The 16,118-nt window shown below is 72.5% G+C and carries 15 protein-coding genes; 12 read left to right on the forward strand and 3 right to left on the reverse strand.

Going from position 1 to position 16,118, the window contains the following annotated elements; all coding sequences use genetic code 11:
• Window positions 1-141: 141 nt before the first annotated feature.
• Window positions 142-1,017 carry a LysR substrate-binding domain-containing protein gene (locus AB0K80_RS12440; protein WP_365668624.1) on the reverse strand — a complete coding sequence of 292 codons (876 nt, stop codon included), beginning with the start codon at window positions 1,015-1,017 and terminating at the stop codon, window positions 142-144.
• 126 nt (window positions 1,018-1,143) lie between these two features.
• Here AB0K80_RS12440 and AB0K80_RS12445 point away from each other — a divergent pair, with 126 nt between their 5' ends.
• Window positions 1,144-2,184: a bile acid:sodium symporter family protein gene (locus AB0K80_RS12445; RefSeq protein WP_365668626.1), complete on the forward strand. Its 1,041-nt coding sequence runs from the start codon at window positions 1,144-1,146 to the stop codon at window positions 2,182-2,184.
• Between the two features lie 179 nt (window positions 2,185-2,363).
• Here the strand turns inward: AB0K80_RS12445 and AB0K80_RS12450 are convergent, their stop codons facing one another.
• The gene (locus AB0K80_RS12450; protein ID WP_365668628.1) at window positions 2,364-3,281 is read right to left on the reverse strand and encodes a zinc-binding dehydrogenase; all 918 of its coding nucleotides are present in this window, start codon (window positions 3,279-3,281) and stop codon (window positions 2,364-2,366) included.
• Window positions 3,282-3,405: 124 nt separating this feature from the next.
• Here AB0K80_RS12450 and AB0K80_RS12455 point away from each other — a divergent pair, with 124 nt between their 5' ends.
• Window positions 3,406-3,852, forward strand: coding sequence for a MarR family winged helix-turn-helix transcriptional regulator (locus tag AB0K80_RS12455; protein WP_365668630.1), 447 nt, complete (start codon window positions 3,406-3,408; stop codon window positions 3,850-3,852).
• A gap of 346 nt (window positions 3,853-4,198) precedes the next feature.
• Here the strand turns inward: AB0K80_RS12455 and fdhD are convergent, their stop codons facing one another.
• Window positions 4,199-5,047, reverse strand: coding sequence for a formate dehydrogenase accessory sulfurtransferase FdhD (gene fdhD, locus AB0K80_RS12460; RefSeq protein ID WP_365668632.1), 849 nt, complete (start codon window positions 5,045-5,047; stop codon window positions 4,199-4,201).
• A gap of 209 nt (window positions 5,048-5,256) precedes the next feature.
• Between fdhD and AB0K80_RS12465 the strand changes: the two genes are divergently transcribed.
• The 10 genes from AB0K80_RS12465 to AB0K80_RS12510 all read left to right on the forward strand — a co-directional run bounded on the left by AB0K80_RS12465 (window position 5,257) and on the right by AB0K80_RS12510 (window position 16,114).
• Window positions 5,257-6,594, forward strand: a complete 1,338-nt coding sequence (locus tag AB0K80_RS12465) for an OFA family MFS transporter (protein WP_365668633.1) — start codon at window positions 5,257-5,259, stop codon at window positions 6,592-6,594.
• The gene (locus tag AB0K80_RS12470; RefSeq protein WP_365668635.1) at window positions 6,563-6,697 is read left to right on the forward strand and encodes a hypothetical protein; all 135 of its coding nucleotides are present in this window, start codon (window positions 6,563-6,565) and stop codon (window positions 6,695-6,697) included. The genes AB0K80_RS12465 and AB0K80_RS12470 overlap by 32 nt, the downstream gene beginning before the upstream one ends.
• Window positions 6,698-6,889: 192 nt before the next feature.
• Window positions 6,890-7,837 (forward strand): beta-ketoacyl-ACP synthase III, encoded by a 948-nt coding sequence (locus AB0K80_RS12475; protein WP_365668637.1) that lies wholly within the window; start codon window positions 6,890-6,892, stop codon window positions 7,835-7,837.
• 174 nt (window positions 7,838-8,011) lie between these two features.
• Window positions 8,012-8,689: a GntR family transcriptional regulator gene (locus AB0K80_RS12480; protein ID WP_365668639.1), complete on the forward strand. Its 678-nt coding sequence runs from the start codon at window positions 8,012-8,014 to the stop codon at window positions 8,687-8,689.
• A gap of 170 nt (window positions 8,690-8,859) precedes the next feature.
• On the forward strand, window positions 8,860-10,041 hold the full coding sequence (locus AB0K80_RS12485; RefSeq protein WP_365668641.1) for an ROK family transcriptional regulator: 1,182 nt from the start codon (window positions 8,860-8,862) through the stop codon (window positions 10,039-10,041).
• Window positions 10,042-10,189: 148 nt separating this feature from the next.
• Window positions 10,190-11,710, forward strand: coding sequence for a sugar ABC transporter ATP-binding protein (locus AB0K80_RS12490; protein ID WP_365668643.1), 1,521 nt, complete (start codon window positions 10,190-10,192; stop codon window positions 11,708-11,710).
• Window positions 11,707-12,723: an ABC transporter permease gene (locus tag AB0K80_RS12495; RefSeq protein ID WP_365668645.1), complete on the forward strand. Its 1,017-nt coding sequence runs from the start codon at window positions 11,707-11,709 to the stop codon at window positions 12,721-12,723. Before AB0K80_RS12490 ends, AB0K80_RS12495 begins: the two co-directional genes overlap by 4 nt.
• Before the next feature lie 17 nt (window positions 12,724-12,740).
• Entirely contained in the window at window positions 12,741-13,808 is a 1,068-nt protein-coding gene (locus AB0K80_RS12500) for a substrate-binding domain-containing protein (protein ID WP_365668646.1), read from the forward strand.
• A gap of 59 nt (window positions 13,809-13,867) precedes the next feature.
• Entirely contained in the window at window positions 13,868-15,100 is a 1,233-nt protein-coding gene (locus AB0K80_RS12505; RefSeq protein WP_365669136.1) for a Gfo/Idh/MocA family oxidoreductase, read from the forward strand.
• A gap of 15 nt (window positions 15,101-15,115) precedes the next feature.
• Window positions 15,116-16,114 (forward strand): sugar phosphate isomerase/epimerase family protein, encoded by a 999-nt coding sequence (locus AB0K80_RS12510; protein ID WP_365668648.1) that lies wholly within the window; start codon window positions 15,116-15,118, stop codon window positions 16,112-16,114.
• Window positions 16,115-16,118: the final 4 nt, after the last annotated feature.

A 16,118-nucleotide genomic window follows, 5' to 3' on the forward strand; every position in this document is an offset into this window, starting at 1 on the left:
GGACACAATCCTGACGGTTCAGTAAGTTTCGGTGCCGTAATCTCCACCGAATCTGTACGACTGGGCCACGGCCGGGGTCCTGACCCGGCGCCTTCCCGGGTACCGGCCTCTCCCCGTTCAGCGCCGGCGCGCCAGAAAGCGTCACAGCCCCTCGCCCCGCCGGCCCTGCAACCGGTCGCTGCCCGCCAGGATCGCCGCCGCCAGGGCGTCCGCCGCGTCCTGGGCGGAGGGGCGGCGGCCGTGGACCAGGACGAAGTCGACCCGGCCGAGCTCGGGCAGGCCCGCCCGGTCCGCCACCCGCACCAGGCCGGGCGGGATGAGACCCCGCGAGTGGGCCATCACCCCCAGGCCCGCCCGGGCCGCCGCGACCAGGCCGTTGAGACTGCCGCTGGTGCAGGCGATCCGCCACTGGCGGCCCTGCCGCTGAAGCGCCTCCAGGGCGAGTGCCCGGGTGATGCCGGGCGGCGGGTAGACGATGAGCGGCACCGGGCGGTCGGCGTCGAGGCGCAGCCGTTCGGCGCCGATCCACACCAGCCGGTCGTGCCAGACCAGCTCGCCGCGCGGGTCCTCCGGCCGCCGCTTGGCCAGGACCAGGTCCAGCTTTCCGGCCGCCAGCTGCTCGTGCAGGGTGCCGGACAGCTCCACGGTCAGCTCCAGGTCGACCTCCGGGTGGTCGTGGCGGAAGCCTTCCAGGATCTCCGGCAGCCGGGTCAGCACGAAGTCCTCGGAGGCGCCGAAGCGCAGCCGGCCGCGCAGCCGGGTGCCCCGGAAGAACGCCGCCGCCTGCTCGTGCACCTCCAGGATCCGGCGTGCGAAGCCGAGCATCGCCTCCCCGTCCTCCGTCAGCTCCACGGAGTGGGTGTCCCGGGTGAACAGCTGCCGCCCGGTGGCGTCCTCCAGGCGCCGTACGTGCTGGCTGACGGTGGACTGCCGCAGTCCGAGCCGCCGGGCGGCCTGGGTGAAGCTCAGGGTCTGCGCGACCGACAGGAACGTGCGCAGGTGGGAGGGGTCGTACACGGCTCCACGCTATCGCGGAGCGTGATGACAGTGAGAGCGGTATACGGGATTCCCGATCGGCCGGGGAGGGAGCACGATGGGGAGGGGACCCCTGTACCACCGACAGCACCGAGCAAGTGGAGCACCGTGAAACGCCTGCGATGGCCGAGTCGGCTGCCGATCGACCCCTACATCCTGCTGCTGCTCGGGACCGTGGGGCTCGCCGCCCTGGTCCCGGCGCGCGGGACGGGCGCCGACGTGGCGTCCGGCGCCTCGACCGCCGCGATCGCCCTGTTGTTCTTCCTCTACGGTGCCCGCCTGTCCACCCGTGAGGCGCTGGACGGGCTGCGGCACTGGCGGCTCCACGTCACCGTCCTGGCCTGCACCTTCCTGCTCTTCCCGGTGCTGGGCCTGGCGGCCCGCGGGCTGGTGCCGGTGCTGCTGACGCACCCGCTGTACCAGGGGCTGCTGTTCCTGACGCTGGTGCCCTCGACCGTGCAGTCGTCGATCGCCTTCACCTCCATCGCGCGCGGCAACGTGCCCGCCGCGATCTGCGCGGGCTCCTTCTCCTCGCTGGTCGGCATCGTCGCCACCCCACTGCTGGCGGCCTCCCTGCTCGGCGGCAGCGGCGGCGGCTTCTCCGCCGACGCGCTGGTGAAGATCGTGCTCCAGCTGCTCGTGCCGTTCCTCGCCGGGCAGCTGCTGCGCCGCTGGATCGGCGGGTTCGTCACCCGGCACAAGAAGGTGCTCGGCCTCGTCGACCGCGGTTCGATCCTGCTCGTCGTCTACACCGCGTTCAGCCAGGGCATGGTCCAGGGCATCTGGCACCAGGTCAGCCCCGTCCGGCTGGCCGGGCTGCTCGCCGTCGAGGCGGTGCTGCTCGCCGTGATGCTGACGCTGACCTGGTACGGCGGCAAGGCGCTGGGCTTCTGCCGCGAGGACCGGATCGTGATCCAGTTCGCCGGGTCGAAGAAGTCCCTGGCCGCCGGGCTGCCGATGGCGAGCGTGCTGTTCGGCGCGCAGGCCTCGCTGGCCGTACTGCCGCTGATGCTCTTCCACCAGATGCAGCTGATGGTCTGCGCGGTGCTCGCCAAGCGCCGCGCCCACGACCCGGTGCGGGAGGCCGGCGCCGCTGTGCCGGCCGCGGCGTCACCGACCGCGGTCGGTACGGGAACGCGTCCCGGCTGAGCCGCGCCGCCGTCCGGGTGGCCTCCGGCCGGTTCACGTCGCAGCTCGGCACCGGCCGGCCGCCCACGCTCGGCGGCGGGTGGGCCTGTGGGTCGTGCGCGGCGACAGCGCCGCGCGGCAGCGCCGTGCGGACGTGCTGACGTGCGGACGTGCGGACGTGCGAGGAGCGTGTCGCGCCCTCAGGGGAGGAGCACGACCTTCCCGAGATTGCTCCGCGACGCGACGGCCTCGTGCGCCTTCTCCGCGTCCTGAAGCGCGAAGGGCCCGTGGACGACGGGCCTGAGCGCGCCGTCCGCGAACAGCTGCCACAGTTCCCGCCGCCGGCTTTCGTACAGCTCGGGCCGTTCGCGGGCGAGGCGCGCCATCTGGAACCCCGTCACGGTCTTCGCCCCGGCCAGCAGGTCGTACGCCTGGATCGTGCCGCCGCCGGAGCTGTACGCGACCAGCCGCCCGCCCGGGGTGAGCGCCGCGAGCGCCGGGGTGAGCAGGTCGCCGCCCACCCCGTCCAGGGCGTAGTCGACCGGCGCGCCCCAGTTCGCCTCGCCGTAGGTGACGACGTGGTCGGCGCCGAGGCCCCGCACGAAGTCCGCCTTGGCCGGGTCGGACACGGCCCCCACCACGCGGCCCGCTCCTCGCGCCCGGGCGAGCTGCACGGCCAGATGGCCGACCCCGCTCGCCGCGGCCGTGACCAGCACCGCCTCGCCCCGGGCCGGCCGGGCCGCCGCCAGGGCGCCGAGAGCCACCAGGCCGCTGCGGACGAGTGCGACCGCGTCGACGGCGCTCGCGCCGGCGGGGATCGGGGAGGCCATGGACTCGTGCAGGGGTGCCAGGTCGGCGTAGCCGTGGCCGAAGCACAGGCCCGTCACCCGGTCGCCCGGGCGGAACTCGCGCACGCCGTCGCCGGTCGCCACCACCTCCCCCGCGATCTCACCGCCCAGCGGCACCGGGTCGGGGCTCTCGGTGACCTTGCGCACGACCGGCAGGGTGACGCCGACGGCCTCCGTACGGACGAGCAGCTCTCCCGGGCCCGGTTCCGGAGCGGGCACCTGCTCCAGGAAGAGGGGGCCGCCTCGGGATGTGTAGCGGATGCGGCGCATCGCACCTCCAGGGTCAGACTCGTTGCTTCTCGGTTCGTTGGGAAGTCCCATGACTTCGTTGGGGAACCCAACGGTATCGGAAGTTCATAGGGAGGACCAACGGTTTCCGGGCTAGGCTGCGGGCATGACCGAAGCCCCCCTCCCCGCGATCCGTTCCCTGCCCAGCTGGCTGCTCGGCCGCGCCGCCGCACGCGGCCGGGCCCTGGTGGCCGAGGCGCTGGCCGCCGAGGGCATGAAGATGTGGCACCACGTCGTGCTCTCCGCCGTACGCGACCTGGCCCCCGTCGCCCAGGCCGACCTCGGCCGGAGCGTGCGGCTCGATCCGAAGGACCTGGTCGGCATCCTCAACGACCTCCAGTCCGCGGGCCTCGTCCTGCGCGCACCCGATCCGAAGGACCGGCGCAAGAACGCGGTGTCGCTGACGGACGAGGGGGCCCGGCTGCTCAGGCGGTGCGAGAAGGTCGCGCGCGAGGCCAACGACACACTGCTGGCCCCTCTGGCGCCGGCCGAGCGGGAGCAGTTCCTGGACATGCTCACGCGGGTCTCCGGGGTGGAGGGCGCCGGGTCGTAGGGTGCCTGGGGCGGGGTGGGTCGGGTGTGGTTGCGTCGTGAGGGTCCTCGTCGGGGGAATCCAGGGCGGAGCCTGCCCGGCCGTGGGTGTCGGGACGAAGGTGTCCGGGGCGGGGGCAGTTGGGGCGAATGCCCGGGCTGGAGGCGGCCGGGACGGGGGCCGTCGGAACGGAGGGGCCGGGATGAGATGTCCGGGCCGGAGGTGCCCGGGCGGGCGGGACGGAGGTATCCGGCCGGAAAGGGGCAGGCCGGAGACGGCCGGGCCGATGGGCCCAGGTCAGAGGCCTGACACGGCCCTCCGCGGTGCGGGAGGTGCTCCGCGTCGGCCGGGCGTGGCGGAGCCCGGCTCAGCTCTGGGCGGCCGCGGTGCGCAGGGCGATCCGGTCCTGGCCGGCGTACACGTTCATGGAGCTGCCCCGCAGGAAGCCCACCAGCGTCAGGTTGGTCTCGGCGGCCAGGTCCACCGCCAGGGACGACGGCGCCGAGACCGCGGCGAGCACCGGGATGCCGGCCATGACCGCCTTCTGGGCCAGTTCGAAGGAGGCCCGGCCGGAGACCAGCAGGATGGTCCGGGACAGCGGCAGCCGCCCCTCCCGCAGGGCGCGGCCGACCAGCTTGTCGACCGCGTTGTGCCGGCCCACGTCCTCCCGGATGTCCAGCAGCTCGCCGTCCTCCGCGAACAGCGCCGCCGCGTGCAGGCCCCCGGTCCGGTCGAAGACCCGCTGGGCCGCCCGCAGCCGGTCGGGAAGGCTCGCCAGCAGCTCGGGCTCCACCCGCAGCGGGGGAGTGTCGGCGATGGGCCAGCGGGCCGTCGTCCGCACGGCGTCCAGGCTCGCCTTGCCGCACAGGCCGCAGGAGGAGGTGGTGTAGACGTTGCGCTCGAGGGTGATGTCGGGGAGTTTCACACCGGGGGCCGTCCGTACGTCCACCACGTTGTAGGTGTTCGAGCCGTCGGCTGTCGCCCCGGCGCAGTAGACGATGTTCTGCAGGTCGGCGGCGTCGCCCAGCACCCCCTCGCTCACCAGGAACCCGGCGGCGAGCGCGAAGTCGTCGCCCGGGGTGCGCATCGTGATCGCCAGCGGCTTGCCGTTCAGCCGGATCTCCAGGGGCTCCTCGGCGACGAGCGTGTCCGGGCGGCTGGAGACCGCGCCGTCCCGGATCCGGAGCACCTTGCGTCGTTCGGTGACTCGTCCCATGTCCCCATCAGCCCCGTCGGTCGCGGATGTGTGTCCGTGCTGGTCATTGTCCTCCACGGGCCGGGCCCGGAACAGCCCATATCGTCTACAGAATGGAACACGCGGCCCCGGGTGCGCCGACCGTTCGGCGCGCCAGGAAGGCCGCTCGTCGTACACCGTCCCTCCAACGGCTTCTCAACCACCGCGCCGTTCCCTAGCGTTCAGGACTCATGAGTCCCCCCACCGCGCCGCCGGGCTGGAGCCGCTGGCTCGTCCCGCCCGCCGCTCTCTCCGTCCACCTCTCCATCGGGCAGGCCTACGCCTGGAGCGTGTTCAAGGCGCCGCTGGAGTCCGCGCTCGGCATCAGCGGCACCCAGAGCGCGCTGCCGTTCCAGCTGGCCATCGTCATGCTCGGGCTGTCCGCCGCGTTCGGCGGCACGTTCGTGGAGCGCAACGGGCCGCGCTGGGCGATGACCGTCGCCCTGGTCTGTTTCTCCTCCGGCTTCCTGCTGTCCGCGCTCGGCGCCGCGACGGAGCGGTACTGGCTGATCATCCTCGGCTACGGTTTCGTCGGCGGCGTCGGACTGGGCATCGGCTACATCTCGCCGGTGTCGACCCTCATCAGGTGGTTCCCGGACCGGCCCGGCATGGCCACCGGCATCGCCATCATGGGCTTCGGCGGCGGCGCGCTCATCGCCTCCCCGTGGTCGGCGCGGATGCTCGAGTCGTTCGGCGGCGACAGCTCCGGCATCGCGCTCGCCTTCCTCGTGCACGGGCTGTCGTACGCGGTGTTCATGCTCCTCGGTGTGCTGCTGGTCCGGGTGCCGCGCGCCGGCAAGCCGGCCGGGGCCGGGCCGCAGGTGCGCACCGGCCCGCAGGTCTCGGCCCGCAGCGCGGTCCGCACCCCGCAGTTCTGGTGCCTGTGGATCGTGCTCTGCACCAACGTCACCGCCGGGATCGGCATCCTGGAGAAGGCCGCCCCGATGATCAGGGACTTCTTCGCGGACACCGCCGCCCCGGTGTCGGTCACGGCGGCCGCCGGGTTCGTCGCCCTGCTGTCGGCCGCGAACATGGCCGGCCGGATCGGCTGGTCCTCGACGTCCGACCTGATCGGGCGGAAGAACATCTACCGCGTCTATCTGGGCGCCGGCGCGCTGATGTACGCGCTCATCGCGCTGTTCGGCGACTCCTCGAAACCGCTGTTCGTCCTGTGCGCGCTGGTGATCCTCTCCTTCTACGGCGGCGGCTTCGCCACGGTCCCCGCCTATCTGAAGGACCTCTTCGGCACCTACCAGGTCGGCGCCATCCACGGGCGGCTGCTCACCGCCTGGTCCACCGCCGGAGTGCTCGGACCGCTGATCGTCAACTGGGTCGCCGACCGGCAGGAGGAGGCCGGCCGGCACGGCGCGTCGCTCTACGGCCTGTCGTTCCTGATCATGATCGGGCTGCTCGTCGTCGGGTTCGCCGCCAACGAGCTCGTCAGGCCCGTTCACCCCCGCCACCACGTCCCGGTCCCCGCGCCGAAGGAGGTCGCCGATGCCGGACGACAGCAGCCAGAGTCCGCCTAGCCGCCGCGGCCTGATCGCCCTGGCCTGGCTGTGGGTGGGCGTGCCGCTCGCCTACGGGCTGTACGAACTCGTCCAGAAGGCCACGCGGTTGTTCACCGGGTGAGCGGTCGCCCCGGTGCGCCGGGGGACTGCGCGGACATCCGGTTTCACCCGGCACTGCTCGGACGTCCCACGGAGTGAGGGAAGCCGACAAGCCGGGCGCCCGTTTCCTGTGGTATCACCTGCCGCCGTACCCGCAAGTCACTCATCACACTGGTGAATCCCGCTACTCACCGGCATCGAGGGGGATCCACCCATGAACGGCTCGCGCATCACCGCCGTCGGCCACTACCAGCCCGCCACCGTGCTCACCAACGAGGACCTGGCGGGCATGGTCGACACCAGCGACGAGTGGATCACGAGCCGTGTGGGCATCCGCACCCGCCGGATCGCCGGCCCCGACGAGCCGGTCGACGAACTGGCCGGCCACGCCGCCGCCAAGGCCCTGGCGTCGGCCGGACTGACGCCCGCGGACATCGACCTCGTGCTCGTCGCCACGTCCACCGCCATCGACCGGTCGCCCAACACGGCGGCCCGGGTCGCGGCCCGCCTGGGCGTGCCCTCGCCCGCCGCACTGGACGTCAACGTGGTGTGCGCGGGATTCACCCACGCCCTAGCCACCGCCGACCACGCCGTCCGCGCGGGTGCGGCGAGCCGGGCCCTGGTCATCGGCGCCGACAAGATGTCCGACGTGACCGACTGGACCGACCGCACCACGTGTGTGCTGGTCGGCGACGGTGCGGGCGCCGCCGTGGTGGAGGCCTGCCCCGAAGGCACCGAGCCCGGCATCGGTCCGGTGCTGTGGGGGTCGGTGCCGGAGATGGGGCACGCCGTGCGCATCGAGGGCACCCCGCCGCGGTTCGCGCAGGAGGGGCAGAGCGTCTACCGCTGGGCGACCACCCAGCTGCCGCCCCTCGCGCGCCAGGCCTGCGAGCGGGCGAACGTGGCACCGCGGGACCTCGCCGCCGTCGTGCTGCACCAGGCCAACCTGCGCATCATCGAGCCGCTCGCCGCCAGGATCGGCGCCGTCGGCGCCGTCGTCGCCCGGGACGTCACCGAGTCCGGCAACACCTCGGCCGCGAGCATCCCGCTCGCCTTCTCCAAGCTCATCGAGCGGGGCGCGATCTCCAGCGGCGACGCGGTCCTGCTGTTCGGCTTCGGCGGGAACCTGTCGTACGCCGGACAGGTGGTCCGCTGCCCCTGAGTCCGAGCGTGGCCGGCCCCTGACGTGTTCTCGCCAGAAATGTGACGCGGTCGACTCGTCTTTTGCCTGGCTTTTACGCGCCGTGGACTGTACACAAAAGACAATCAGCTCGCTGACCGTGCGGTGACAGGACTTTTTTCCGCCTGCCACGGCCCTGCCGAGGAGGGGACCGCCATGCTGTCGACCGGACTGCCCCAGGGGACGGTGCCCAAGCTCGAACGCCCCGGCCCGTTGCGCGACCGCGTCTACCAGGCACTGCTCGAACTCATCACCACCCGCGCCCTCAAGCCCGGGCAGCATCTCGTCGAGAGTGAACTCGCCGGGCACCTGGGCGTCTCCCGCCAGCCGGTGCGCGAGGCCCTCCAGCGGCTGAACACCGAGGGGTGGGTCGATCTGCGGCCCGCCCAGGGTGCGTTCGTGCACGAGCCGACGGAGGAGGAGGCCGACCAGCTCCTGACCGTCCGTACACTCCTGGAGGCCGAGGCGGCCCGGCTCGCCGCGGCCCACGCCGACAGCGCGGGCGTGCGGGCCCTGGACGAGCTGTGCGCGCAGGGCGAGGCGGCCGTCGCCGCCGACGACGTGGACGGAGCCGTCGCCCTGAACGCCCGCTTCCACGCCAAGGTGATGGAGCTGGCCGGAAACGCCGTCCTCGCCGAACTCGCGGGGCAGGTCGACCGCCGGGTGCGCTGGTACTACACGCCCGTCGCCCGGCAGCGCGGCCGGGAGTCCTGGATCGAGCACCGGGAGCTGATCGCCGCGATCACCGCCGGCGACGAACAGCGGGCCACCCAGCTCATGCGTGCTCACACCGAGCACACACGGCGCTCCTACCACGAGCGGCCTCGCTCGTAGCGGGCACGGAGGTCTTTGTCCTGTGAGTGGAGAAAGTTGGGGGCAATTTCCGCGCGACTTCTTCCCAGCCCCGGCAGCCGCTGCTACGTTCCCTCCGAAAGCAAGCCGCGGACGTGGCCGGAAACCGGCGCGCACAGGCCGATCGAGGCGGGGAGGGGCTCGTGAGACGCATGACGGCACGACCCGCGAACGCCCATCAGGCCAAGCTGCTGAAGCTGTTGCGTGACGCTGGCCCCAACTCCCGCGCCCAGCTGGGCGACCAGGTCGACCTGTCGCGGTCCAAGCTGGCCGTCGAGGTGGACCGGCTGCTGGAGACGGGGCTGGTGGTGGCCGACGGACTCGCCGCCTCGCGCGGCGGCCGCCGCTCCCACAACGTCCGGCTCAACCCGCACCTGCGGTTCCTCGGCGTCGACATCGGCGCGACCTCGGTCGACGTCGCCGTCACCAACGCCGAGCTGGAGATCCTCGGTCACCTCAACCAGCCCATGGACGTACGCGAGGGCCCGGTCGCGGTCTTCGAGCAAGTCCTGTCCATGGCCGCGAAGTTGAGGGCCTCGGGCCTCGCGGAGGGCTTCGACGGCGCCGGCATCGGCGTCCCGGGTCCGGTCCGCTTCCCCGAGGGCGTGCCGGTGGCTCCGCCGATCATGCCGGGCTGGGACGGCTTCCCCGTCCGGGAGGCCCTCAGCCAGGACCTGGGCTGCCCGGTCATGGTCGACAACGACGTGAACCTCATGGCGCTGGGGGAGCAGCACGCGGGTGTCGCCCGCACCGTCGCCGACTTCCTCTGCGTCAAGATCGGCACCGGCATCGGCTGCGGCATCGTCGTCGGCGGTCAGGTCTACCGCGGGACGACGGGCAGCGCGGGCGACATCGGGCACATCCAGGCCGTGCCCGACGGCCGTCCCTGCGCCTGCGGCAACCGCGGCTGCCTGGAGGCCCACTTCAGCGGGGCGGCCCTCGCCCGCGACGCCACCGAGGCCGCCCAGCAGGGGCTTTCACTGGAGCTCGCCGGCCGGCTGGAGGCGAACGGCGCGCTCACCGCCGCCGACGTCGCCGCCGCGGCCGCCGCCGGTGACGCGACCTGCCTCGACCTGATCCGTGAGGGCGGCAACCGCACCGGCCAGGTCATCGCCGGCCTGGTCAGCTTCTTCAACCCCGGCCTGGTGGTGATCGGCGGCGGGGTGACCGGCCTCGGCCACACCCTGCTCGCCGCGATCCGCACCCAGGTCTACCGCCAGTCACTGCCGCTGGCCACCGGCAACCTGCCCATCGTCCTGGGCGAGCTGGGCCCCACCGCCGGAGTCATCGGCGCGGCCCGGCTCATCAGCGACCACCTGTTCTCACCCGCGTAAGCCTCTTCGCTCGTACGGCCCACCAGCACAGCGCACCGCTCTGCCCTGCCCTGCCCTGCACACGCCCGTACCACCAGCACCCCGTCCTGAACCGCCTGCACCACGAACGCCCTTGCACCGGCCCGCACGCCCGCCGAGGGGAATCCGCATGGCATCAGAACCACCGCTGCTCAGCATGTCCGGCATCACCAAGTCGTTCCCCGGGGTCCGGGCCCTGGACGGCGTCGACCTCGACGTCCAGGCCGGCGAGGTGCACTGCCTGCTCGGCCAGAACGGCGCCGGGAAGTCCACCCTGATCAAGGTGCTGGCCGGCGCCCACCAGCCCGATGCCGGCACGATCCGCTGGCGCGGCGAACCGGTCGTCCTGCGCTCACCGATCGCCGCCATGCGCCTCGGCATCGCCACCATCTACCAGGAACTCGACCTGGTGGAGCACCTGTCGGTCGCCGAGAACGTCCACCTCGGCCATGAGCCGACCGCGGCCGGTTTCGTGGTGCGCGGCAAGACGGCACGTGCCTCGACAGCACGCCTGTTACGGCGACTCGGTCACCCGGAGATCGATCCGGCCCGGCTGGTCGGGGAGCTGTCGGCGGCGCAGCAGCAGATCGTGTCGATGGCCCGGGCCCTCTCGCACGACGTCCGGCTCATCGTGATGGACGAACCGTCCGCCGCCCTGGACCCGGACGAGGTGGACAACCTCTTCCGCATCGTCGGCGACCTGACCGCCGACGGCGTCGCCGTCGTCTACATCTCGCACCGCCTGGAGGAGATCCGCCGCATCGGCGACCGGGTGACCGTGCTGAAGGACGGCCGGGCCGTCGCCGGCGGACTGCCCGCGAGGACCACCCCCACCCGCGAGGTCGTGGCGCTGATGACCGGGCGGAACGTCGAGTACGTCTTCCCGGAGCGGCCCTCCCGTGACACCGCGGCGGGCCGGCCGGTCCTCCAGGTGCGGGGGCTGGCCCGGCAGGGCGAGTTCGAGCCGCTCGACCTCACCGTGCACCCCGGCGAGATCGTCGGACTGGCCGGTCTGGTCGGGTCGGGGCGCTCCGAGATCCTCGAGACCGTCTACGGAGCACGCAAACCGACCGCCGGTCAGGTGCTGGTGGACGGGCGGCCGTTGAAGCCGGGCAGCGTACGGGCCGCCGTACGGGCCGGGCTCGGGCTCGCCCCCGAGGAGCGCAAGGCGCAGGCCCTGCTGATGCTGGAGTCCGTCACCCGCAACGTGTCGGTGTCCTCGCTGTCCCGCTTCTCGCGCGGCGGCTGGATCGACCGGGGCGCCGAGCTCGGTGCCGCCCGGGCCGCCACCCGGGAGCTGTCGCTGCGGCCCGACAACCCGGGCGTGCCCGTGCGCACCCTGTCCGGCGGCAACCAGCAAAAAGCGGTCCTGGCGCGCTGGCTGTTGCGCGGCTGCCGGGTGCTGCTGCTCGACGAACCCACCCGCGGTGTCGACGTCGGCGCCCGCGCCGAACTGTACGCGGTGGTGCGGCGGCTGGCCGACGAAGGGCTGGCCGTGCTGCTGGTCTCCAGCGAGGTGCCGGAGGTGCTCGGCCTCGCCGACCGCGTCCTGGTGCTGCGCGAGGGGCGGGTGGTGCACGAGGCACCCGCCCGGGCCCTCGACGAACACCGCGTCCTCGACCTCGTCATGGAAGGAAGCCCGGCGTCATGACGCAGCCCGTCTCCCCGCCGCGGGACAGCACCGACAAGGTGCCCCCGGCCCGGCCGCCCGCCTGGCGCGGCCTGCTGGCCCGCACGGATGTCCGCACCCTGTCCCTGCTCGGTGTCCTGGCCGTGCTGGTCGTCATCGGCGGGATCACCAAGCCGGACGAGTTCCTCGACACCCGCAACCTCCAACTCGTCCTCACCCAGGCCTCGGTGATCGGTGTCGTCACCGTCGGCATGACCTTCGTCATCACCTCCGGCGGGATCGACCTGTCCGTCGGCGCGATCGTCGCCCTCGCCTCCGTGTGGGCCACCACGGTCGCCACCCAGGAGTACGGCTTCGGCGGCATCCTCTTCACCGCGATCGTCGTCGGCGTCGGCTGCGGACTGGTCAACGGGCTGCTCATCGCCTACGGCGGGATGGTGCCGTTCATCGCCACCCTCGCCATGCTCGCCTCGGCACGCGGACTGGCGCTGCAGATCACCGACGGCAGGACACAGATCGTCACCGTGCCCGGCGTGCTCGACCTCGGCGAACGCGACGCCTATGTGCTCGGCATCCCGCCCCTGGTGCTGGTCTTCGCGGTCGTGACGGTCATCGGCTGGCTGCTGCTCAACCGCACCACCTTCGGGCGCCGCACCGTCGCCGTCGGCGGCAACGCGGAGGCCGCCCGGCTCGCCGGCATCGACGTACGCCGCCAGCGGCTGTACCTGTACCTGCTGTCCGGGCTGTGCTGCGGCATCGCCGCGTTCCTGCTGATCGTGCTGTCCGGATCCGGCCAGAACACCAACGGCAACCTCTACGAACTCGACGCCATCGCCGCCGCGATCATCGGCGGCACCCTGCTCAGCGGAGGCCGCGGCACCATCACCGGCTCCGTGCTCGGCGTCCTGATCTTCACCACGATCACCGACATCTTCGCCCTGAACAACCTGCAGAGCGACGTCCAGCAGATCGCCAAGGGCGCGATCATCGTCGCCGCCGTGCTGGTCCAGCGCCGTACCGCGAGCACGACCTGAGGAAAGGGTTCACCGCCATGCCTGATGTCACGAGCCGCCTGACGAGCCGCGTCGCCAGCCGCAGAGGTCTGCTCTTCGGGACCGCCGCCGTCGGGGCCGGCGCCCTCCTTGCCGGGTGCACCAGCAACGAGCCCTCCGGCGCCGACGAGCCGGCCGCCGACGACCAGCCCGCCGCCGACGCCAAGCCCGGCAAGCCCGTCACCATCGGCTTCGCCGGACCGCAGGCCGACCACGGGTGGCTCAACGCCATCAACGACAACGCCAAGAAGCGCGCCGAGAAATACCCGGACGTGACGCTGGAGATCACCGAGGGCTCCAACGACACCGCCCAGCAGATCGGCCAGATCGAGACCCTGATCAACAAGAAGGTCGACGTGCTGGTGGTGCTGCCCGCGGACGGCAAGGCCCTCACTCAGGTCGGGCTGAAGGCGATGCGCGCCGGCATCCCGGTCGTCAACCTCGACCGGATCTTCAACACCCCGCAGGCCTACCGCTGCTGGATCGGCGGCGACAACTACGGCATGGGCCTCAACGCCGGCCACTACATCGGCGAGAAACTCAAGGGCAAGGCCGGCGCCCGTGTGATCGAGCTCGCCGGACTGGACAACCTGGAGCTGACCAAGCAGCGTACCCAGGGCTTCGACGACGCCCTGAAGAACTATCCCAACATCAAGAAGGTGGCCCGCCAGGCCGCCGAGTTCACCGTCGAGTCCGGCCAGGCCAAGATGGCCCAGCTGCTGCAGGCGCAGCCGGAGTTCGACGCGCTGTGGAACCACGACGACGACCAGGGCGTGGGCGCCCTGCGCGCCATCGAACAGGCCGGGCGCGAGGACTTCCTGATGGTCGGCGGCGCCGGAGCCCTCTCCGCCTTCCAGGCCATCAAGCAGGACAACGGCGTGCTGAAGGCGACCGTGCTGTACCCGCCGACCATGGCCGCCTCCGCCATCGACCTCGCGCGCGCCCTCGGCCAGGGCAAGGGCGTCGGCGGCATGGCCGAGTACGAGATCCCGGCGTCCATCACGCTCTACTCGGCCGTCGTCGACAAGACCAACGTCGACCAGTACATGCCCACCGGCTTCAAGTGACCCGTTCCGCCCGCACCCGCCACGCGCGCCACCCCGACCAGGACGAGGAGGACATCCGTATGGCACAGCCGCAGCAGGACGAGGGGACGGATACGGGGAAGGAGACGGGGAAGGACAGGGGGAAGCCGCCGCTGCGCGTCGGCATGGTCGGCTACGCCTTCATGGGCGCCGCCCACTCCCAGGGCTGGCGCACCGCCGGTCGCGTCTTCGACCTGCCGCTGAACCCCGAACTCGCCGTGATCTGCGGCCGCGACGCCACCGCCGTACGGGCGGCGGCCGGCCGGCACGGCTGGGCGGACACCGAGACCGACTGGCGTGCCCTGGTCGAACGGGACGACGTCGACCTCGTCGATATCTGCACCCCCGGCGACAGCCACGCCGAGATCGCGCTGGCCGCGCTCGCCGCGGGCAAGCACGTGCTGTGCGAGAAGCCCCTCGCCAACTCCGTCGCCGAGGCCGAGGCCATGACCCGGGCGGCCGAAGAGGCGTACGAGCGCGGCCAGTTGGCGATGGTCGGCTTCAACTACCGCCGCGTTCCCGCGACCGCGCTGGCCCGCCGCATGGTCGCCGAGGGCCGCCTGGGCCGGCTGCGGCACGTCCGGGTCGCCTACCTCCAGGACTGGCTGGTGGACCCCGCGTTCCCGCTGACCTGGCGGCTGCGCAGGGAACTGGCCGGCTCCGGCTCGCTCGGCGACCTCGGGGCGCACATCGTCGACCTCGCGCAGTACGTGGCGGGGGAGCAGCTGGCCGGGGTCTCCGGGCTGACGGAGACGTTCGTACGGCAGCGGCCGCTGCCGGGCGGGCCGACCAGCGGCCTGTCCGCCGTGTCGGCCACCGGCACCGGGGCCGTGACCGTCGACGACGCCGCCCTGTTCACCGGCCGGTTCACCTCCGGCGCCCTCGCCTCCTTCGAGGCCACCCGGTACGCCACCGGCCGCAAGAACGCCCTGCGCATCGAGCTCAACGGCGAGCGCGGCTCCCTCGCCTTCGACCTGGAGCGGCTCAACGAGCTGTCGTACCACGACGGCACCGAACCCGGGGCGCACGCCGGGTTCCGCCGCATCCTCGTCACCGAACCCGACCACCCCTACCTGGACGCCTGGTGGCCGCCCGGCCACGGCCTGGGCTACGAGCACACCTTCGTCCACCAGGCCCGCGACCTCGTCCACGCCGTCGCCGAGGGCCGCCGCCCGGACCCCTCCTTCGCCGACGGGCTGCAGGTGCAGCGCGTCCTCGCGGCGGTCGAGGAGAGCGCCGAGAAGAACTCCGTCTACACGCCGATAGCGGCCTGAAGGAGGCTGGATCCGATGCCGCGCACCTTCACCCTGTTCACCGGCCAGTGGGCGGACCTGCCCCTGGAGGAGGTCTGCCGCCTGGCCCGCGACTTCGGCTACGACGGCCTGGAACTCGCCTGCTGGGGCGACCACTTCGAGGTCGACAAGGCCCTGGCCGACCCGTCCTACGTGGACGGGCGCCGCGCGCTGCTGGACAAGTACGGCCTGAAGTGCTGGGCGATCTCCAACCACCTGGTCGGGCAGGCCGTGTGCGACGCCCTCATCGACGAACGCCACCGGGCCATCCTGCCCGCCGAGGTGTGGGCCGACGGCGACCCGGAGGGTGTACGGCGGCGGGCCGCCGACCGGATGAAGGACACCGCCCGCGCCGCCGCCGCCCTCGGCGTCGACACCGTCATCGGCTTCACCGGCTCCGCCATCTGGCACCTGGTCGCCATGTTCCCGCCCGTGCCCGAGGCGATGATCGAGCGCGGCTACCAGGACTTCGCCGAGCGCTGGAACCCGATCCTGGACGTGTTCGACGCCGAGGGAGTCCGGTTCGCGCACGAGGTCCACCCCAGTGAGATCGCGTACGACTACTGGACGACGGTCCGTGCCCTGGACGCCGTCGGCCGCCGGCCCGCCTTCGGCCTGAACTTCGACCCGTCGCACTTCGTCTGGCAGGACCTCGACCCGGTCGGCTTCCTGTGGGACTTCCGCGACCGGATCTACCACGTCGACTGCAAGGAGGCCCGCAAGCGCCTCGACGGACGCAACGGGCGCCTCGGCTCCCACCTGCCCTGGGGCGACCCCCGGCGCGGCTGGGACTTCGTCTCCGCCGGGCACGGCGACGTGCCCTGGGAGGACGTCTTCCGGATGCTGCGCTCCATCGGCTACCAGGGCCCCGTCTCCATCGAGTGGGAGGACGCCGCCATGGACCGGCTCCAGGGCGCCCCGGAGGCGCTGACCCGTCTGAAGGCGTACGACTTCGAGCCGCCGTCGGCGTCCTTCGACGCGGCGTTCGGCAACTGACCCA

Source organism: Streptomyces sp. NPDC052682 (assembly GCF_040678435.1).
Taxonomy (GTDB): Bacteria; Actinomycetota; Actinomycetes; order Streptomycetales; family Streptomycetaceae; genus Streptomyces.